The sequence below is a fragment of the Enterobacter sp. CGMCC 5087 genome (genome assembly GCF_003144775.1).
GTDB classification, from domain to species: domain Bacteria; phylum Pseudomonadota; class Gammaproteobacteria; order Enterobacterales; family Enterobacteriaceae; genus Enterobacter; species Enterobacter cloacae_M.
Map to the genome: position 1 here is coordinate 13,458 of NZ_QFXN01000234.1, position 18,496 is coordinate 31,953.

19 protein-coding genes are annotated in these 18,496 nt (G+C 57.9%); 14 read left to right on the forward strand and 5 right to left on the reverse strand.

The annotated features are described in order from the left end of the window. Positions 1–2: 2 nt before the first annotated feature. From glgX to asd, 3 genes are all read right to left on the reverse strand, one after another. Positions 3–1,976 (reverse strand): glycogen debranching protein GlgX, encoded by a 1,974-nt coding sequence (gene glgX, locus DEO48_RS20685; protein ID WP_109846163.1) that lies wholly within the window; start codon positions 1,974–1,976, stop codon positions 3–5. Then, positions 1,973–4,159, reverse strand: coding sequence for a 1,4-alpha-glucan branching enzyme (gene glgB / locus DEO48_RS20690; RefSeq protein ID WP_109846176.1), 2,187 nt, complete (start codon positions 4,157–4,159; stop codon positions 1,973–1,975). The genes glgX and glgB overlap by 4 nt, the downstream gene beginning before the upstream one ends. Positions 4,160–4,408: 249 nt before the next feature. Continuing rightward, positions 4,409–5,512 carry an aspartate-semialdehyde dehydrogenase gene (gene asd / locus DEO48_RS20695; RefSeq protein ID WP_023309513.1) on the reverse strand — a complete coding sequence of 368 codons (1,104 nt, stop codon included), beginning with the start codon at positions 5,510–5,512 and terminating at the stop codon, positions 4,409–4,411. A gap of 179 nt (positions 5,513–5,691) precedes the next feature. Between asd and yhgN the strand changes: the two genes are divergently transcribed. Further along, positions 5,692–6,285, forward strand: coding sequence for an NAAT family transporter YhgN (gene yhgN / locus DEO48_RS20700; RefSeq protein WP_003861574.1), 594 nt, complete (start codon positions 5,692–5,694; stop codon positions 6,283–6,285). Between the two features lie 153 nt (positions 6,286–6,438). Here yhgN and tusA read toward each other — a convergent pair whose 3' ends face one another. Beyond that, the gene (tusA, locus tag DEO48_RS20705; protein WP_008503071.1) at positions 6,439–6,681 is read right to left on the reverse strand and encodes a sulfurtransferase TusA; all 243 of its coding nucleotides are present in this window, start codon (positions 6,679–6,681) and stop codon (positions 6,439–6,441) included. Positions 6,682–6,848: 167 nt separating this feature from the next. Between tusA and DEO48_RS20710 the strand changes: the two genes are divergently transcribed. Then, positions 6,849–7,514 (forward strand): 7-cyano-7-deazaguanine/7-aminomethyl-7-deazaguanine transporter, encoded by a 666-nt coding sequence (locus DEO48_RS20710; RefSeq protein WP_023309514.1) that lies wholly within the window; start codon positions 6,849–6,851, stop codon positions 7,512–7,514. Positions 7,515–7,586: 72 nt separating this feature from the next. Next, the gene (locus DEO48_RS20715) at positions 7,587–8,144 is read left to right on the forward strand and encodes a DcrB family lipoprotein (RefSeq protein WP_023309515.1); all 558 of its coding nucleotides are present in this window, start codon (positions 7,587–7,589) and stop codon (positions 8,142–8,144) included. A 4-nt stretch (positions 8,145–8,148) separates the two neighbouring features. Here DEO48_RS20715 and DEO48_RS20720 read toward each other — a convergent pair whose 3' ends face one another. Continuing rightward, positions 8,149–9,366, reverse strand: a complete 1,218-nt coding sequence (locus tag DEO48_RS20720; RefSeq protein WP_109846164.1) for an MFS transporter — start codon at positions 9,364–9,366, stop codon at positions 8,149–8,151. A gap of 145 nt (positions 9,367–9,511) precedes the next feature. Here DEO48_RS20720 and DEO48_RS20725 point away from each other — a divergent pair, with 145 nt between their 5' ends. The 11 genes from DEO48_RS20725 to DEO48_RS20775 all read left to right on the forward strand — a co-directional run bounded on the left by DEO48_RS20725 (position 9,512) and on the right by DEO48_RS20775 (position 18,495). Beyond that, positions 9,512–10,561: an AI-2E family transporter gene (locus DEO48_RS20725; protein ID WP_023309517.1), complete on the forward strand. Its 1,050-nt coding sequence runs from the start codon at positions 9,512–9,514 to the stop codon at positions 10,559–10,561. Positions 10,562–10,897: 336 nt separating this feature from the next. Then, complete coding sequence (locus tag DEO48_RS20730) at positions 10,898–11,287, forward strand: hypothetical protein (protein ID WP_023309518.1); 390 nt, start codon at positions 10,898–10,900, stop codon at positions 11,285–11,287. A 69-nt stretch (positions 11,288–11,356) separates the two neighbouring features. Further along, positions 11,357–12,421 (forward strand): methyltransferase, encoded by a 1,065-nt coding sequence (locus DEO48_RS20735; RefSeq protein ID WP_032662220.1) that lies wholly within the window; start codon positions 11,357–11,359, stop codon positions 12,419–12,421. Between the two features lie 69 nt (positions 12,422–12,490). Beyond that, positions 12,491–13,213, forward strand: coding sequence for a beta-ketoacyl synthase chain length factor (locus DEO48_RS20740; RefSeq protein ID WP_109846165.1), 723 nt, complete (start codon positions 12,491–12,493; stop codon positions 13,211–13,213). Further along, positions 13,210–14,025: a 1-acyl-sn-glycerol-3-phosphate acyltransferase gene (locus DEO48_RS20745; RefSeq protein WP_032662215.1), complete on the forward strand. Its 816-nt coding sequence runs from the start codon at positions 13,210–13,212 to the stop codon at positions 14,023–14,025. The genes DEO48_RS20740 and DEO48_RS20745 overlap by 4 nt, the downstream gene beginning before the upstream one ends. Then, positions 14,006–14,263 carry a phosphopantetheine-binding protein gene (locus tag DEO48_RS20750; protein ID WP_008503081.1) on the forward strand — a complete coding sequence of 86 codons (258 nt, stop codon included), beginning with the start codon at positions 14,006–14,008 and terminating at the stop codon, positions 14,261–14,263. Before DEO48_RS20745 ends, DEO48_RS20750 begins: the two co-directional genes overlap by 20 nt. Positions 14,264–14,273: 10 nt before the next feature. Further along, positions 14,274–14,525, forward strand: a complete 252-nt coding sequence (locus DEO48_RS20755) for an acyl carrier protein (protein ID WP_008503082.1) — start codon at positions 14,274–14,276, stop codon at positions 14,523–14,525. A 6-nt stretch (positions 14,526–14,531) separates the two neighbouring features. Further along, positions 14,532–15,119 carry a hypothetical protein gene (locus DEO48_RS20760; RefSeq protein ID WP_109846166.1) on the forward strand — a complete coding sequence of 196 codons (588 nt, stop codon included), beginning with the start codon at positions 14,532–14,534 and terminating at the stop codon, positions 15,117–15,119. Further along, complete coding sequence (locus DEO48_RS20765) at positions 15,112–16,473, forward strand: acyl-CoA synthetase (RefSeq protein WP_109846167.1); 1,362 nt, start codon at positions 15,112–15,114, stop codon at positions 16,471–16,473. The genes DEO48_RS20760 and DEO48_RS20765 overlap by 8 nt, the downstream gene beginning before the upstream one ends. After that, positions 16,460–16,813: a hydroxymyristoyl-ACP dehydratase gene (locus tag DEO48_RS20770; RefSeq protein ID WP_045888417.1), complete on the forward strand. Its 354-nt coding sequence runs from the start codon at positions 16,460–16,462 to the stop codon at positions 16,811–16,813. The genes DEO48_RS20765 and DEO48_RS20770 overlap by 14 nt, the downstream gene beginning before the upstream one ends. Further along, positions 16,804–18,495 (forward strand): glycosyltransferase, encoded by a 1,692-nt coding sequence (locus tag DEO48_RS20775; protein ID WP_109846168.1) that lies wholly within the window; start codon positions 16,804–16,806, stop codon positions 18,493–18,495. The genes DEO48_RS20770 and DEO48_RS20775 overlap by 10 nt, the downstream gene beginning before the upstream one ends. Position 18,496: the final 1 nt, after the last annotated feature.

Genomic DNA, 18,496 nt, shown 5'->3' on the forward strand with positions numbered 1-18,496 from the left:
TATCATCTTTGGAATACGCACACTCCGTGCGCAGGCCCGTGCCAGACAGCCATTACTACCGGATTATCCGCTCCGGCAAAGGGGGGAACAGCTCGCCATTCCCCTTCAGGTAAAACAATCTCTGCGACGTCATCCGTCGCGTTCAGCGTGACCAGCCATTTATCCGACAGCAGGATTTGCAGGCGTGGTACGCCGTGTTGCCACTCTTGCGCGCTTAACGGTTGCGCGTCTTGATTCAACCAGCGAACGTTGCCGTCACCCTCTTCCCACCAGCGGTCGGCGGTCAGCGCGGGGATCTGCTGGCGAAGATGGATCAGCGCAGCGGTAAAATGAATCAGCCCGCTGTTGGCTTCACCCCAGTCGAGCCAGGTTAACGTGTTGTCCTGGCAATACGCATTGTTGTTACCGTGCTGGCTATGGCCGTGTTCATCGCCTGCCAGCAGCATCGGCGTGCCTTGCGACAATAAAAGCGTTGTCAGCAAAGCATGAACGCTGGCGCGTCGCCGCTCGATGACGTCCAGGCTTCCGCCTAACCCTTCTATACCATGATTAAAGCTATGGTTATTGTTAGTGCCATCGCGATTCTCTTCGCCGTTTGCCTCATTGTGTTTCTGATTGAAACAAACGCAGTCCCTGAGCGTAAAACCGTCGTGTGCCGTCAACAGATTGACGGTGGCCGACGGGCGTTTGCCGTCGCGCTTAAAGAGATCGCTTGAAGCGGCAAAGCGTCCGGCGAACTCCCCCAGCGACAGATTCCGTTCCAGCCAGAAGCGGCGCGCGGCATCGCGGTAGTGATCGTTCCACTCGGCAAACAGCGGCGGGAAATTCCCGACCTGATAACCACCTTCCCCGATGTCCCACGGCTCCGCGATGAGCTTCACCTGCGAAAGCACCGGACAGTTTTTTATCGCCTCAAACAGCGGAGCCTGCTGGCTGAACGCCGGCGTGCGCCCCATTACGGGCGCCAGGTCGAAACGAAAACCGTCGACGTGGAACGTTTCCACCCAGTATTTCAGGCATTCATAAGCAAAATGCGTGACCGCCGGATGGCTGAGGTTGAGCGTGTTACCGCAGCCGGTCCAGTTCTCATAATCGCCATCCTGCCTGATCCAATAATAGCTACGGTTATCAATTCCGCGCATGGAGAGCGTCGGACCGTCGAGATCGCTTTCAGCACTGTGGTTCAGCACGACGTCCAGAATGACCTCAATGCCCGCCGCGTGGAGCGCCTTCACCGCATCGCGAAACTCGTCCCGCGCCTTTTCCGGATGGGCGGCATAGCGTGGCTCAAGCGCGAACATCGCCAGCGGGTTGTAGCCCCAGTAGTTGCTAAGCCCCAGCCGCTGCAGACGCGGCTCGCTGGCGAAATGGGCGACGGGCAACAGCTCCAGAGCGGTGATGCCGAGGTGCTTCAGGTAGGCGATCATGGTGGGATGCCCGAGCGCCTTATAGGTGCCGCGCATCTCTTTGGGGATCGACGGGTGCAGGTACGTCAGCCCTTTGACGTGGGCTTCATAAATGACGGTATTGCCCCAGGGCGTGTGCGGCGGGGCATCGTCTTCCCAGTCATAAAGATCGTTCACCACCACGCTTTTTGGCGCGACGGGCGCGCTGTCGCGGTGGTCGGGCTCGCCGTAGCCCACGTGGAACAGCGGGTCGTCTTTAAATTCACCGTCCACGCGGTGCGCGCACGGATCAATCAGAAGCTTCGCCGGGTTAAACCAGTGGCCCTGCGCCGGCTCCCACGGACCGTGCACGCGAAAGCCATAGTGCATGCCTGGCCGTCCCCCGGCCAGGTAGCCGTGCCAGGTATCCCCCGTGCGCGCGGGTAAATCGTAACGGTGCTCGTTACCTTCCCCATCAAACACGCACAGTTCTACCCGCTCAGCATGAGCGGAAAAGAGGGTGAAATTGACACCCTTTCCGTCAAAACGCGCGCCAAGCGGTTGGGGTTCACCTGCCGTAAGCTGCGTCATTCGCCCTCCCGCATCAGCCAGATGGTGCCAAGCGGCGGCAGCGTCAGGCTCAGGGAGTTGGGTCGCCCGTGGCTTTCGATGGCGTCGCTCTGGACCAGCCCGCCGTTACCGGCGTTGCTGCCGTGATAGTGCATCGAGTCGGTATTCAGGATCTCGCGCCATTTGCCCGGCTGGTTAATGCCGAAGCGGTAGTGTTCGCGCGGCACCGGCGTGAAGTTGCTGGCGACGATGATTTCGTTACCCGCTTTGTCACGACGCACAAAGACAAACACCGAGCGCTCGTGGTCGTCCACTACCAGCCACTCAAAGCCGTACGGATCGAAGTCGAGCTCGTGCAGCGCTTTGTGGTGGCGGTAGGTCAGGTTCAGGTCGCGCACCAGACGCTGCACCCCGTGGTGCCAGTTGTCGCCGCCTTCCAGCAGGTGCCAGTCGAGGCTGGCGTCGTGGTTCCACTCGCGTCCCTGGGCGAACTCATTGCCCATAAACAGCAGTTTCTTGCCCGGGAAGGCAAACATCCAGCCGTAGTAGGCGCGCAGGTTGGCAAACTTCTGCCACGCGTCGCCCGGCATGCGGTCGAGAATGGATTTTTTGCCGTGCACCACTTCATCGTGCGACAGCGGCAGCATGAAGTTTTCGGTGTAGTTGTAGAGCATTCCGAACGTCAGCTTATCGTGATGATACTTGCGGTGAACCGGATCCAGCTTCATGTAGTCGAGCGTGTCGTGCATCCAGCCCAGGTTCCACTTATACCAGAACCCCAGGCCGCCCAACGACGGCGGACGGGAGACGCCCGCAAAGTCGGTCGACTCTTCCGCCATGGTCACGGCACCGTCCACCTGTTCGCCGATAATGCGGTTGGTATTGCGCAGGAATTCAATCGCTTCCAGGTTTTCACGGCCGCCAAACTCGTTCGGGATCCACTCGCCCTCTTTGCGGCTGTAGTCGCGGTAGATCATCGACGCCACCGCATCGACGCGCAGGGCATCAATGCCAAACCGCTCGATCCAGTACAGGGCATTCCCGACCAGATAGTTTGCGACCTCACGGCGACCGTAGTTATAGATCAGCGTGTTCCAGTCCTGGTGATAGCCTTCGCGCGGGTCGCTGTGCTCGTACAGCTTCGTGCCGTCAAACTCTGCCAGCGCGAAATCATCCACAGGGAAATGGCCCGGCACCCAGTCGAGGATGACGTTCAGCCCGGCAGCGTGCGCGGCATCAATGAAATAGCGGAAGTCATCGCGCGTGCCAAAGCGGCGCGTTGGCGCATACAGCCCGGTGGGCTGATAGCCCCAGCTGCCGTCGAACGGGTGCTCGTTGACCGGCAGCAGCTCAAGGTGGGTAAAGCCCATCCATTTGGCATAGGGCACCAGCTGGTCGGCAAGCTCACGATAGCTCAGCCAGAAGTTGTTATCGGTGTGGCGACGCCAGGAGCCAAGGTGTACCTCATAGACGGAGATCGGCGCGTCAAAACGGTTGGCCTGTTTACGCTCCTCCGTCTGGACGACCTTCTCCGGCAGGCCGCAAATCAGCGACGCGGTATCCGGGCGCATCTGCGCTTCGAAGGCATACGGGTCGGCTTTAATGCGCAGCTTTCCGTTGGCGTCGATCATCTCGAATTTATAAAGCTGCCCGGGGTGCGCTCCGGGGATAAACAGCTCCCAGATGCCGCTTTCCCGGCGCAGGCGCATCGGGTGGCGGCGACCGTCCCAGTAGTTGAACTGGCCGACAACGGAGACGCGCTGGGCGTTAGGTGCCCACACGGAGAACCGCGTGCCGGTAATGCCGTCCATGGTATCGGCATGGGCACCCAGGGTTTCATAAGGGCGAAGATGCGTTCCTTCGGAGAGCAGCCAGGCGTCCATCTCTTTAAGCAGAGGGCCGAAGCTGTAAGGATCGTCAATCAGGTTTTGCTGACCGTGCCAGAGAACGGCGAGCTGATACCGAAAAGGGTTTTTACGGCGGGGCATTACGCCCGAAAAGAAGCCACGGGAATCGAGGCATTCAAGATTACCCACCTTGCGGCCGGTTTTGGGTTCAATCACCCAGACTTCTGTGGCATCCGGTAACAGTGCCCTAACTTCAAGGCCATCCTCAGTTTGATGCATCCCAAGCACAGAAAAGGGGTCAGCAAAATGACCCGCAATAAGCGCATTAATCACGTCTCTATCCACACGATCGGACATGGTATTCATCCTGTTTTTTATGTCGTCCTTTTTAAGCGCTCCGGGACGACTTTTAATGTGACCTGAACGGGACAGCACAAAAATGTGCATCCATTCTGCTCCGTTCGAACCTCAGGTAAGAAATGACTCTTCCTTAAAGCATAGCCAACGCTCTAGATGACTCCTGATAAAAAATAAGACATACGCGTGTTACTCCATGTAGTACGCAAAAAAAAGGGGTGAAAATCACCCCCGGTAGTTAACAAATTATTACGCCAGCTGGCGCAGCATGCGGCGCAGCGGCTCGGCGGCGCCCCACAGGAGCTGGTCGCCGACGGTGAACGCGGAGAGATACTCCGGCCCCATGTTCAGCTTACGCAGGCGGCCAACCGGCGTGGTCAGCGTGCCGGTAACGGCAGCCGGGGTCAGCTCGCGCATGGTGATATCGCGATCGTTTGGTACCACTTTCGCCCACGGGTTGTGCGCGGCCAGCAGCTCTTCCACGGTCGGAATAGACACATCTTTTTTCAGTTTAATGGTGAAGGCCTGGCTGTGGCAGCGCAGCGCGCCGATACGCACGCACAGACCGTCAACCGGAATGGTGTTCGCGGTCGCGAGGATTTTGTTAGTCTCAGCCTGGCCCTTCCACTCTTCGCGGGTCTGGCCGTTATCCAGCTGTTTGTCGATCCACGGGATCAGGCCACCGGCCAGCGGTACGCCGAAGTTATCCACCGGCAGCTCGCCGCTGCGGGTCAGGTGAGTGACCTTACGTTCAATATCGAGGATCGCGGACGCCGGGTTTGCCAGCTCGGTCGCAACGCTTTGGTGCAGCTGGCCCATCTGGGTCAGCAGCTCGCGCATATGACGCGCGCCGCCGCCGGACGCCGCCTGGTAGGTCGCCACGGAGACCCACTCAACCAGATCCTGCGCGAACAGGCCGCCGAGGGACATCAGCATCAGGCTGACGGTACAGTTACCGCCGACAAAGGTTTTCACGCCGTTGTTCAGGCCGTCGGTGATGACGCCCTGGTTTACCGGGTCGAGAATGATGATGGCATCGTCTTTCATGCGCAGCGAAGAGGCCGCGTCAATCCAGTAGCCCTGCCAGCCGCTTTCACGCAGCTTTGGATAGATTTCGTTGGTATAATCGCCGCCCTGGCACGTCACAATAATGTCGAGTGCCTTCAGCGCTTCCAGATCGTAAGCATCCTGCAACGTGCCTGTGGTACCACCAAAGGACGGAGCAGCCTGGCCGAGCTGGGAAGTGGAGAAGAAGACCGGGCGGATAGCGTCGAAATCGCGCTCTTCAACCATGCGTTGCATGAGTACAGAGCCGACCATACCGCGCCAGCCGATAAAACCAACGTTTTTCATAGCATTTTTTTCCTGCTGAGGGTGTGTGCTGATTGTGCAAGCCAGTATTGAACTGGGATATGCTTCACATTACAAAATGCTGCCAAAGTCGCAAGCGAAATTAATCGATGATTGCCCGGCAATCAGAAAAAGCGCTAATCATCGAAATAACACTACTAAGTATCAGGGATAATTTAAAGATGAGTGAAATCATTTCCGCGGCGGTTTTATTGATTCTGATTATGGATCCACTGGGAAACCTGCCTATCTTCATGTCGGTGCTGAAGCACACCGAGCCGAAGCGCCGCCGGGCGATCATGATCCGCGAGCTGCTCATCGCCCTGCTGGTGATGTTTATCTTCCTGTTTGCCGGTGAAAAAATTCTCGCATTCCTCAACCTGCGCGCCGAAACCGTTTCGATTTCCGGCGGGATTATTCTGTTCCTGATTGCCATTAAGATGATTTTCCCGAGCGCGGAAGGCAGCAGCAGCGGCCTGCCTGCGGGTGAAGAGCCGTTTATCGTGCCGCTGGCGATTCCCCTCGTCGCCGGGCCAACGATTCTGGCCACGCTGATGCTGCTGTCGCATCAGTATCCGAACCAGATGAGCCATCTGGTGATTGCCCTGCTGATCGCCTGGGGCGGGACGTTTATCATCCTGCTGCAGTCGTCGCTATTCCTGCGCCTGCTGGGTGAGAAAGGGGTGAACGCGCTGGAACGCCTGATGGGGCTGATTCTGGTGATGATGGCAACGCAGATGTTCCTGGACGGGATCCGCGCGTGGATGAAAGGCTAGGTAAACGCAAAACGGCAATCAAAGATTGCCGTTTTTAGTGTTTGCCCCCTCTCCCCGTGGGAGAGGGTCGGGGTGAGGGCATCAGGCCGCAGAGGACACATATTCGTCGGATGGCGGCTTCGCCTTACCCGACCTACAGCAACGCCAGCCCATCTACCCCTTACGAATCAAATACCGGTACGGCAGCGCTTCGGTCTGCTGTGCCACCAGTTCATGCTCCATAAAGGTACAAAAGCCGGGAATATCGCGGGTCGTGGCCGGGTCGTCGGCAATAATCAGCAGCGTCTCACCGGTCTGCATGTTGCGCACGGTTTTGCGTACCATCATTACCGGCTCCGGGCAGCGAAGGCCCTGGGCATCAAGAGTGTGGTCTGGGCTGGAAAACAGGTCGGTCATGGTCTTCTCGGTCTGGTAAAAACGGCTGTAGTTTACGCCCGGTTGCGATCAATGCAAACCAGGTTAACGATTGCGTAAAAACTAACCATTGCAATGTCCTGACAAAGCAGTATCATGCTGCGGTTTTTATTGGGTTCCCTCACCCCAACGTATAAAAAGGTCACAATATGACGTCGTTTTCTGAATCACAGCGCGTAAAAGCGTTGTTCTGGCTTTCGCTTTTCCATTTGCTGGTGATCACCTCTAGCAACTATCTGGTGCAGCTCCCGATCTCCATCTTTGGTTTTCACACCACCTGGGGCGCATTCAGCTTCCCGTTTATTTTCCTCGCGACGGATTTGACCGTGCGTATCTTTGGCGCACCGCTGGCTCGCCGTATTATTTTTTCGGTCATGCTCCCGGCGCTGTTCATCTCGTACGTGGTTTCGTCACTGTTTTATATGGGAAGCTGGCAGGGCTTTGAAGCATTAACCCACTTCAACCTGTTTGTTGCCCGTATCGCCGCGGCAAGCTTTATGGCCTACGCGCTGGGGCAGATCCTCGATGTGCATGTGTTTAACCGCCTGCGTCAGAATCATCGCTGGTGGATGGCGCCAACCGCCTCCACGCTGTTCGGTAACGTGAGCGATACGCTGGCCTTCTTCTTCATCGCCTTCTGGCGCAGCCCGGATGCGTTCATGGCTGAACACTGGATGGAAATCGCGCTGGTGGACTACTGCTTCAAGGTGCTCATTAGCATTGTGTTCTTCCTGCCGATGTACGGCGTGCTGCTCAATATGCTGCTGAAAAGGCTGGCAGATAAATCTGAAATCACGGCATTGCAGGCTGGTTAAGGGTTCGCTTTATCAGTTGTGATAAGATGAGCGAATGAGCCGTTATGGCCGTTTATCGAAAGGAAGAAGTCAATGCGCAATCTGGTTAAATATGTCGGGATTGGCCTGCTGGTTGTGGGTCTTGCAGCCTGTGATAACAGCGACACGAAAACGCCTGCTCAGGGCGCATCCGCAGAGAGCAACGCGACCGGCCAGCCGGTGAATCTGATGGATGGCAAACTCAGCTTCTCTCTGCCAGCCGATATGACCGATCAGAGCGGCAAGCTGGGGACCCAGGCGAATAACATGCACGTTTACTCCGACGCAACCGGGCAGAAAGCGGTCATTGTGATTGTGGGCGACGACACCAGCGAAGATCTGGCCGTCCTGTCCAAACGTCTGGAAGATCAGCAGCGCGGCCGCGATCCGCAGCTGCAGGTCGTGACCAATAAATCCATCGAGCTGAAAGGCCACACGCTGCAACAGCTCGACAGCATCATCTCCGCAAAAGGCCAGACCGCATACTCTTCTGTGGTGCTGGGCAAGGTTGATAATAAGCTGCTGACCCTGCAGATCACCCTGCCAGCGGAAGATCAGCAGAAAGCGCAGACGGCTGCTGAAAACATCATTAATACCATCGTGATCCAGTAACGCTTCACGATGATGACGTGGCCTCCGGTGCCTGCACCGGGGGCCATTTTTTTAGCCGCCACGTCAGCAGCAGCGCAATCACCACCAGTCCCGCCGCGGCAAGATAGATCACCGGAACTCCTGCCCAGGCCATCACCAGCCCCGCCAGCGGGCCGGTAATGCCTAAAGACATATCCATAAACACCGTATAGGTCGCCAGCGCCGCCCCCTGATTCTGCTGCGGTACGGCTTTTACCGCCACCACGCCCAGCGCCGGGAAGACCAGGGAAAAGCCAGCCCCCGCGAGGAACACGCCCACTTTCGCGACCCAGGGCACCATCGCAATTCCGGTCAGCAGCAGCCCGACAATCTCTATCGCAAAGCAGATCATCGCCACGTTCAGTCCGCCAAGACGGTTGATGCCGTTAGGGAAAAGCAGGCGGGCACCAACAAACGCACAGCTAAACAGGGTTAACGCAAAGGCTGCGCCGTCCCAGCCTTTGGCGTCGTAGAACAGGGTAATGAAGGTCGCAATCACGCCGAAGCCGGTGGTCGCCAGCGCCAGGGCCATGCCGTACGGCCAGACGCGCCCCAGCACCGCCCGAAACGGCAGCGGCTTGCCTTTGCTGGCCTTCACTTTCGGGCGCGGCAGCGCAAAGAGGATTGCCAGCAGCGCGACCGCCATAATGGTGATAGCCAGCCCATACAGCCCGCCAAACGCATAGCAGGCCACGCCGAGCGGCGCCCCGAGCGCCATCGCACCGTAGGTGACAATCCCGTTCCAGGAGATCACCCGGCCAATGTGCGGCGCGCCTACCACCCCCACGCCCCACAGCGTTGAGCCGGTTCCCGCCAGACTTTGCCCGATGCCAAGAATGACGCGGCCCAGGCAGAGCAGCGCCAGGCTGACCAGCGGCCAGTGGCCGGTGGTGGCAGCCAGCAGGTAGCTCAGGCCACTAAGGAAACAGCCGCACAATCCCACCACCACGATGCTTTTTGGACCGAACGTGTCCGCGTAGCGCCCGGCATACGGGCGGCTGAGGAGCGTGGCGAAATATTGCAGGCTTATCACCAGCCCCGCCCAGAAGGCGCTGAAGCCCATCACGTCATGGACATAGCCCGGCAGGACCGCCAGCGGCAGGCCAATGGTCAGATAGCTGGCAAAGTTGAAAATCACAACGGAAACGATGCGCAGATTGAGGCGCAGTCCGCTCAGTGCCGGTTCAGCGGCAGGTTCGGGCATGGGGTTCTACCTGGATTTTTTACAACAGTGTTTCACTATTACCACGGCGCAATAAGAAAATCAGCCCCGACTTTCAGATTAACGGTGCCAGACGAAGCGAAGCCCGGGCACTACACTTATCGGGTCATCATATTAAGGAACACGCATGATCGCTAACCCGTCCGACAAAGCAGGACTCCACATCTTATTAAAACTCGCCTGTCTGGTGGTTATCCTTGCGGGTATCCATGCTGCCGCCGATATTATTGTTCAGCTCCTGCTGGCGCTCTTTTTTGCCATTGTGCTAAATCCGCTGGTCACCTGGTTTTTACGCCGGGGCGTCAGCCGTCCGGTAGCCATCACCATCGTGGTTATTGTCATGCTGATTGGCCTGACGGCGCTCTTCGGCGTGCTGGCGGCATCGCTGAGCGAATTCTCCACCATGCTGCCGCAATACAATAAAGAGCTGACGCGTAAAATTGTCGCGCTGCAGGAGATGGTGCCCTTCCTCAATCTGCATATCTCACCCGAACGGATGCTGCGCAGGATGGACTCCGAGAAGGTCATGACCTACGCCACCACCTTGATGACGGGGCTTTCCGGCGCGATGGCCAGCATTCTGCTGCTGGTCATGACGGTGGTGTTTATGCTGTTCGAAGTTCGCCACGTCCCCTATAAGCTGCGCTTTGCGCTGAACAATCCGCAAATTCACATTGCCGGGTTACACCGGGCCCTGAAGGGCGTCTCCAAATATCTGGCGCTGAAAACGCTCCTGAGCGTCTGGACCGGGGTGATTGTCTGGCTGGGGCTGATGCTGATGGACGTGCAGTTCGCACTGATGTGGGGCGTGCTGGCCTTTCTGCTTAACTACGTGCCCAATATTGGCGCGGTGCTTTCCGCCGTGCCGCCGATGATTCAGGCGTTTCTGTTTAACGGCTTCTACGAATGCATGCTGGTCGGCGCGCTGTTCCTCGTGGTGCATATGGTGCTGGGCAATATTCTTGAGCCGCGCATGATGGGGCACCGTCTGGGCATGTCGACGCTGGTGGTCTTTTTATCCTTACTGATTTGGGGATGGCTGCTGGGCCCGGTCGGTATGCTGCTGTCGGTTCCTCTGACCAGCGTATGTAAAATCTGGATGGAAACCACCAAAGGCGGCAGCAAGCTGGCGATCCTGCTCGGTCCGGGGAGGCCGAAAAGCCGGTTACCCGGCTAACCGACCTACCTTTACAGGTAGGTTTAAACCGTCAGTAATACACCATGAATTACCGCGCCCCTAATCCGTCGCGGTATTTTTATTTGCGTTAAGGCGATATTCATTCCGGTTTTAATTACGCCGCGCGCATTACGTTCAAACGCAATTCATGATTTAACGCAAATTATAAAAAATGAAATCCTTATTTATTTTCCATGCTATTATTCCCGCCTTCGCTTCAACGTAATGCAAACATTAATATTGATTAAAAATACGCCTGGCGATAACAAAAAGCCGGATGAATATTATTTGTAAAAACCACTGCCTTTAATTGTTATTATTGATATGGAGTTGTTGATGAAAAAGATCGTTAAATGGTGTGCTGCTGCCGTATTCGTTGGCGCGCTGGCAGGCTGCGCGCGTACTGCGCCAATCGCTCAGGTTCACTCTATTGTCAGCGCGGGCCATACTGCCGATCAGGTAAAAACGGCAATTTTGAAAGCAGGCCAAAAACGCGACTGGATCATGACGGAAACCGGCCCGGGAATGATTAAGGGGCGTCTGCAGTCACGCGATCACTCGGTCCAGGTGAGTATTCCGTACACGGCCACAAGCTATTCAATCAACTATGAAAACAGCCTTAACCTGAAAGCGGCAGACGGTAAAATCCACAAAAATTATAACCGCTGGGTGAATAACCTCGACCACGACATTCAGCTGAACCTCTCCGCTGGCGCCGCGCTGTAATTTTTTTCTAAAGTCGGGCCGCGTATGGCCCGATAACCTCTCTTTATTAGCCTCAAAGGTTACGCAGGAATGTACGAAAAGGACACACTCAGCGCACTGGATGCCATTACCGAAGCGCAACGCATCGCCTTTGCCCCGATGTTATTCCAGACTGCGCTTTGTCTGCGTAACTCAGGCGTTCTCGCCTGGCTCGATAAACAAGGAAAAGAGGGCGCAAGCCTCGAGGAAATAACCGAACACAGCACGCTCGGCAGCTATGGCGTCAGCGTACTGCTGGATATGGGATTAAGCGGTCGAATCGTTACCCAACAGAATGGACGTTATTTTCTGGCGAAAGTGGGCCATTTTTTACTGCACGACGAAATGACCCGCGTAAATATGGATTTCACCCAGGACGTTTGTTATCAGGGGCTATTTCACCTGGCGGACGCCCTGCAGGAGGAAAAACCGGCCGGATTAGCCGTGTTTGGCAACTGGCCAACCATCTACCCGGCGTTATCCCAATTACCAGCTCCGGCGAAAGAGAGCTGGTTCGCCTTCGATCATTACTATTCTGACGCCGCTTTTGACGCTGCTTTGCCATATATATTCGCAAGCTCGCCGACAAAATTGTACGATGTGGGCGGAAATACGGGTAAATGGTCGTTACGCTGCTGCCGCTATGACGAAAATGTTGCCGTGACGATCCTCGATCTGCCGCAGCAGATAGCGCTGGCGCAGGAAAACATCGCAAAAGCAGGTTTTTCTCATCGTATTGCATTCCATGCTGTCGATATGCTTAGCCCAGCAACATTGCCGGGTGACGCCGACGTCTGGTGGATGAGCCAGTTCCTGGATTGTTTCTCTCCGGATCAGATTGTCGCCATGCTGACGCGCGTCGCACAGGCCATGAAGCCAGGCGCACGTTTGTGCATCATGGAGCTTTTCTGGGATGCTCAGAAATTTGAAGCAGCCTCTTTCAGCCTGAATGCCACCTCGCTCTATTTCACCTGTATGGCGAATGGTAATAGCCGGTTTTACAGCGTAGAGAAGTTTTATCGCTACCTGGAGAGCGCAGGTTTCAGCGTTGAACAGCGGCTGGACAACCTTGGGGTCGGTCATACCCTGCTGATATGCACCAAACGTGAACAATAGAGCAGCTTAGCTGCCCGGGTGGCCCAGCCTGCCCTTTGAATACGGTTTTTTTGTCGCGGACGCGCGTAGATGAAATTTTCACTGAACATTATCGACTGGCAGGCGAGAGCGCCAGGACTCAGCGATGCCACAGAGTGGCAGGCGTGGTCGCGCCTGCAGCTGACCGTCGATCCAGCGGCCCCGCTTCCCCGCCTGACCGCTTTACCCATGATGACCGCACGCCGCCTCAACTCAGGCAGTAAGCTGGCGGTGGATATTGGTCTTGCCATGCTGCAAAACCACGCCATTGATGCCGTCGTCTATTCCAGCCGCCACGGCGAGCTGGAGCGCAACGACCGTATTCTGCATGCCCTGGCGACCGGGCAGTCCGTTTCACCCACCGACTTCGCGATGTCCGTGCACAATTCCGCGGTGGGCAATCTTACGATTACCGCACGCCAGGCCATCGTCTCGTCATCCATTTCTGCCGGGCTGGACACCTTCCAGCAGGCCTTATATGAAGTGCTGAGCCTGCTGCATGCGGGCTATTCCCGCGTCCTGCTGGTCGATTTTGACGGCGCGCTGCCGGAATTTTACCATCCGGCGCTACCGCCGCAGATGCCCACCTGGCCTTACGCGCTGGCGCTGGTGATTGAATCCGGCAACGGAATGCAGTGTGAAACCCATAGCGGCAGCACGGGTGAAGAACCCGCCCTGCCGCAAAGCCTGATGTTCCTGCAGCGCTATCTCAGCGAGGAACGTCAGTTTGCGGTGCCCGGCGAACGTTTGCTGTGGCAATGGACGCGCGCATGAACCGCCTGGCTGCCCGTATCAACTGGCTATGGCGTCTGGCGATGACCGGCTTCTGCTTCGCGCTGTTTGGCGTGGGCGGACTGCTGCTGTCGCTGGTCTGGTTCAACCTGCTGCTGATCGTCCAGCGCGACCGCGCCAGCCGTCGCCGCCTGGCGCGTCGCAGCATTGCGGCCAGCTTCCGCTTCTTCCTGACCGTGGCGCGCGGCCTCGGCGTACTGGACTATCGCATTCACAATCTTGACGCGCTGCGCAGCGATCGGGGTTGTCTGGTGGTGGCTAACCACCCCACGTTAATAGACTACGTGATTCTGGCGTCGGTGATGCCCGAAACCGACTGCCTGGTGAAAAGCGCGCTGCTGCGCAATCCCTTTGTCAGCGGCGTCATCCGCGCGGCGGATTATCTGATTAACAGCGAAGCCGAGCCCCTGCTCGCGGCCAGCCAGCAGCGTCTGGCTCAGGGCGACACGCTTTTAATCTTCCCTGAAGGCACGCGTACCCGGTTTGGCGAGGCTATCTCCCTCCAGCGCGGCGCGGCAAATATCGCCGTGCGCTGTAACAGCGATCTGCGGGTGGTGCTGATCCACTGTAGCGAACACCTGCTGGATAAAAAAAGCCGCTGGTATGATGTACCGCCAGAAAAACCTGTTTTCACCGTGGATGTCCGCGACCGCGTGAACATCGACGAATTTTACGATGCAAATGAACAAGAACCGGCGCTGGCGGCAAGGCAGTTAAACCGGCATCTGCAGCATCGATTAACATCAGGCCTTCAATCTTTGTCAGGAATTAATGATGCAAGCGCTTTATCTTGAAATTAAGAATCTCATAATCACCACGCTGAATCTGGACGAGCTTACCGCAGAGGATATTGATACCGATGCCGCGCTGTTTGGCGATGGGCTGGGTCTGGACTCCATTGATGCGCTGGAACTGGGTCTGGCGGTAAAAAACCAGTATGGCGTGGTGCTTTCTGCCGAAAGCGAAGAGATGCGCCAGCACTTCTTTTCCGTCGCCACGCTGGCGTCCTTTATCAACGCTCAACGCGCCTGAGATGTGAACGATGACTGAACAAGAAACCATTTATCAGGAAGTCTGCGGCCTTCTGACCAGGCTCTTTGAAATCGACCCGCAGGACATTACGCCCGAAGCCCGTCTTTACGAAGACCTGGAGCTGGACAGCATTGACGCGGTGGACATGATTGTTCATCTGCAGAAGAAAACGGGCAAGAAAATCAAGCCGGAAACCTTCAAGTCGGTTCGTACCGTTCAGGATGTGGTAGACGCCGTCGAACAGCTTCTGCGCGAAGAGTAAGACCTCGTGCGTGGTGGACGGACGTTCCCGGTCATCCCACTGCTGACGGGGCTGATGCTGCTGGCGTGGCCCTTCCTGATTGGATTTGGGCTAACCCACAACAGCCTGCAGTGGCTGTTGCCGGTGATGGCGCTGGTATTGCTGCTGCGGCTGCGCCAGGCGCGGCGGAACGCCGGCCCGATGCGGTATGTGGTTCAGTGCGTGGCGCTCGCGGGCATCGCGCTCTGCGCGGCAAGCTACCTGCTGAAAACCCACCAGTGGCTGCTGTTCTACCCCGTGGTTGTCAACCTTGTGATGCTGGCCGTGTTCGGCGGTTCGCTGTGGACCGCGATGCCGCTGGTCGAGCGACTGGCGCGCCTGCGCGAGCCAAACCTGCCCCCGGAGGGCGTGCGCTATACCCGCAAGGTGACCCTCGTCTGGTGCGGCTTTTTCATCGGAAACGGCGCGATGGCGCTGTTCACCGTGCTCCACGGCGACATGCGTTTGTGGACGCTGTGGAACGGTATGATGGCTTATATCCTGATGGGAACACTGATGGCGATCGAGTGGCTGGTGCGCCAGCGGGTGATTAAAAAAGAGATGCACAATGACTAACCCCCTTCCGCTGGGCCAGTGGTTAAATGCGCCCCGCCCTGACGATACGCCCGTTGCCTGGCTTGACGATCGTACCTGGACGCTTGGCCAGCTGCGCCACGACGTGACCTTGCTGGTCGACACCCTGCGTCAGCAGGAAGGCGAGCGCTGGGCGCTGTGCTTTGAAAACAGCTACCTGTTTATCGTTGCGCTGCTGGCCTCGCTGCATGCCGGTAAAACGCCGGTCATCCCCGGCCATAGCCGCGTCTCGCAGCTTGAAGAACAGCAGTCGTTGTTTAGCGGCGTTCTGAGCGATCGGACTCTCGGTTTCCATGGCAAGCTGATTGTGGTGGCCTCCAGCCATCAGACGGCTCGCCGCTGGGCGCCCCTGCCGGAGATTGACGAAAGCCGCTTCGTTGAGCTGTTCACCTCCGGCTCCACGGGTACCCCGCGCCGGGTGATTAAGCACATCGTCAGCCTGGATCGCGAAGCCCGTCTGCTGGCTGACCGCTTCGGCGAGCGTCTGACCGGCTGTAGCGTTGTCGCCTCGGTCGTACCGCAACATCTGTACGGCCTGACATTCCGCATCGTATTGCCGATGGCGCTGGGCCTGCCGCTGCATGCCGCGATGCTCTACTACGCAGAGCAGCTGGCCGCCCTTCCTCATGACAAACACTACCTGTTCATCAGCAGCCCGGCGTTCCTGAAGCGCCTGGATACGGAACTGCCCGCGCCGCCCGTCAGAATGCTGATTTCAGCAGGGGGCATGCTGCCCTGGTGTGACGTTTCCACCACCGCGGGCTGGCTTAACATCTGCCCGGATGAAATTTATGGCAGCACCGAAACCGGGATCCTCGCCTGGCGCCATCGCCAGCAGGATAATGTGCCGTGGCTTGCCTTCCCCGGCGTTATCTTCCATCAGGAAGATGATGCCTGTCGCGTCACGTCGCCACTGATCCACGAGGCTGAAGGACTCCAGCTGGACGATATCCTGCACTTCGACAGCGAGGGGCTGTTCAGCATCGCCGGTCGTCGCGGGCGGGTGGTCAAAATTGAAGAAAAGCGCATCTCGCTTAACGAGATCGAACGTCGCCTGCTGGAGATCGACGGCATTTGCGAAGCGGCTGCGCTGCCGGTCACGCGCGGGGGCCGTCAGGGGATTGGCGCACTGCTGGTCCTGGACGAAGCGGTTCGCCAGCGCGGCTATATGCAGGATAAAAAAGCGCAGGAGTTCGCCTGGCGTCGCGCGCTCCTGCCGTGGCTTGAACCCGTCGCCGTTCCGCGCTACTGGCGCATTGTCGATGAAATGCCGGTAAACAGTATGAACAAGCGTGTCTATGCGCAGTTAGAGGAGTTATTTCATGAAAATTCATGAAATTGAGCGCCGCCAGACACAGCCGGAGAAGCTGGAAATCATTTTGCATCTCGACGCGGCGCTGTTCTGGTTTCAGGGCCATTTTGCCGTACAGCCGCTGCTGCCCGGCGTTGCGCAGCTTGACTGGGTGATGCACTACGCCACGACGTTACTGGCGCCGGGCTACCGCTTTCACAGCATTCAAAACGTGAAGTTCCAGGCGCCTCTGCTGCCGGAAACCACGGTGACGCTGGTGCTTGAGTGGCATGCCGAACGTCAGATGCTGACCTTCAGCTACCAGCGTCACGCCGGAGCGGAGCGCCATACCGCCAGCAGCGGGAAAATTCGGCTATGTCAGTAACCTTCCGCCCCTGCGTGCTGATCCCGTGCTACAACCACGGCGCCATGATCGCCCGCGTGCTGTCGCGTCTCGAACCATTCGGCCTGCCGTGCCTGGTGGTGGATGACGGCAGCGAAGCGAGCACCCGTCAGGAGCTCGAGCGCCTCGCGGCGGAGCAGCCACAGGTAACGCTGGTCCGTCTGGCACAAAACGCCGGGAAAGGTGCCGCGGTCATCAGGGGGCTGGAGGAGTGCGCGCGCGCGGGCTATACCCACGCCGTGCAGGTGGACGCGGACGGTCAACACGCCATCGAAGATATCCCCAAACTGCTGGCGCTGGCGGAGCGCCACCCGGATGCGCTGATTTCCGGACAGCCCATTTACGATGATTCCATTCCACGCTCGCGGCTCTACGGACGCTGGGTAACCCACGTCTGGGTGTGGATTGAGACCTTATCCCTGCAGCTTAAAGACAGCATGTGCGGCTTTCGGGTCTACCCGGTCTCGCCCACGCTGCGGCTGGCAGCGCGTGAAACGCTCGGCAAACGGATGGACTTTGACACCGAAGTGATGGTCCGTCTCTACTGGCAGGGCAACACCAGCGTCTTTCTGCCCACCCGCGTCACCTATCCGCAGGACGGGTTGTCCCACTTCGACGCGTTAAAAGATAACGTGCGGATCTCCCTGATGCATACCCGGCTGTTCTTCGGCATGCTGCCCCGCATGCCCGGCCTGCTTTTCCGTCGACGCCGCCAGCACTGGGCGCAGCAGGACGAGGTCAAGGGCCTGTGGGGCATGCGCCTGATGCTGCGCGTCTGGAAGCTGATGGGGCGCCGGGCCTTTACCGTGCTGCTGTGGCCGGTAATCGGCGTGTACTGGCTTATCGCGCGTCCGGCGCGCCAGGCCTCGCGGCAGTGGATTGAGAGAGTGAAGCAAGAGCTGCGTCAGCGGAACATGCCCGTTCCCCCGCGGCTCAACAGCTTTTTCCATTTCATGCGCTTCGGCAACGCGATGCTGGATAAGGTCGCCAGCTGGCGCGGTGAGCTGAAGTTTGATCGCGACGTGGTCTTTGCCCCCGGCGCGAGCGAAACGCTTAATATCGCGGCGCCGCAGGGCAAGCTGCTGCTGGCCTCGCACCTTGGCGACGTAGAAGCCTGCCGGGCGCTGGCCCAGCTGGACGGCAGCAAGATTATCACCGCTCTGGTCTTCAGCGAGAACGCCCAGCGTTTTAAGCAAATTATGAGCGAAATGGCGCCCCAGGCGGGCGTGAATTTGATGTCGGTTACCGACATCGGCCCGGACACCGCGATTGCCATCAAAGAGAAGCTTGATCGGGGAGAATGGGTCGCGATTGTGGGCGACCGCATCGCGGTGAATCCGCAGCGTGGTGGTGAGTGGCGAGTGATCTGGAGTCCGTTCATGGGCCAGCTAGCACCGTTCCCACAGGGGCCGTTTATCCTGGCCTCCATCCTGCGCTGCCCGGTGGTGCTGATTTTTGCCCTGCGCCAGCAGGGTAAGCTCGTCCTGCACAGCGAACCGTTTGCCGACCCGCTGCGCCTGCCGCGCGGTGAACGCCAGCAGGCGCTGCAGGATACCGTCGATCGCTACGCGCAGCGGCTGGAGCATTACGCCCTCATGTCGCCGCTCGACTGGTTTAATTTTTTCGATTTCTGGCATCTGCCAGAGTCCAGAGAGAAGGAGTAAA

Bases quoted from the DNA above. Each gene is read 5' to 3' on its own strand.
- glgX (WP_109846163.1), bottom strand. From the start codon at position 1,976: ATGACGCAGCTTACGGCAGGTGAACCCCAACCGCTTGGCGCGCGTTTT.
- glgB (WP_109846176.1), bottom strand. From the start codon at position 4,159: ATGTCCGATCGTGTGGATAGAGACGTGATTAATGCGCTTATTGCGGGT.
- asd (WP_023309513.1), bottom strand. From the start codon at position 5,512: ATGAAAAACGTTGGTTTTATCGGCTGGCGCGGTATGGTCGGCTCTGTA.
- yhgN (WP_003861574.1), top strand. From the start codon at position 5,692: ATGAGTGAAATCATTTCCGCGGCGGTTTTATTGATTCTGATTATGGAT.
- tusA (WP_008503071.1), bottom strand. From the start codon at position 6,681: ATGACCGACCTGTTTTCCAGCCCAGACCACACTCTTGATGCCCAGGGC.
- DEO48_RS20710 (WP_023309514.1), top strand. From the start codon at position 6,849: ATGACGTCGTTTTCTGAATCACAGCGCGTAAAAGCGTTGTTCTGGCTT.
- DEO48_RS20715 (WP_023309515.1), top strand. From the start codon at position 7,587: ATGCGCAATCTGGTTAAATATGTCGGGATTGGCCTGCTGGTTGTGGGT.
- DEO48_RS20720 (WP_109846164.1), bottom strand. From the start codon at position 9,366: ATGCCCGAACCTGCCGCTGAACCGGCACTGAGCGGACTGCGCCTCAAT.
- DEO48_RS20725 (WP_023309517.1), top strand. From the start codon at position 9,512: ATGATCGCTAACCCGTCCGACAAAGCAGGACTCCACATCTTATTAAAA.
- DEO48_RS20730 (WP_023309518.1), top strand. From the start codon at position 10,898: ATGAAAAAGATCGTTAAATGGTGTGCTGCTGCCGTATTCGTTGGCGCG.
- DEO48_RS20735 (WP_032662220.1), top strand. From the start codon at position 11,357: ATGTACGAAAAGGACACACTCAGCGCACTGGATGCCATTACCGAAGCG.
- DEO48_RS20740 (WP_109846165.1), top strand. From the start codon at position 12,491: ATGAAATTTTCACTGAACATTATCGACTGGCAGGCGAGAGCGCCAGGA.
- DEO48_RS20745 (WP_032662215.1), top strand. From the start codon at position 13,210: ATGAACCGCCTGGCTGCCCGTATCAACTGGCTATGGCGTCTGGCGATG.
- DEO48_RS20750 (WP_008503081.1), top strand. From the start codon at position 14,006: ATGCAAGCGCTTTATCTTGAAATTAAGAATCTCATAATCACCACGCTG.
- DEO48_RS20755 (WP_008503082.1), top strand. From the start codon at position 14,274: ATGACTGAACAAGAAACCATTTATCAGGAAGTCTGCGGCCTTCTGACC.
- DEO48_RS20765 (WP_109846167.1), top strand. From the start codon at position 15,112: ATGACTAACCCCCTTCCGCTGGGCCAGTGGTTAAATGCGCCCCGCCCT.
- DEO48_RS20770 (WP_045888417.1), top strand. From the start codon at position 16,460: ATGAAAATTCATGAAATTGAGCGCCGCCAGACACAGCCGGAGAAGCTG.
- DEO48_RS20775 (WP_109846168.1), top strand. From the start codon at position 16,804: ATGTCAGTAACCTTCCGCCCCTGCGTGCTGATCCCGTGCTACAACCAC.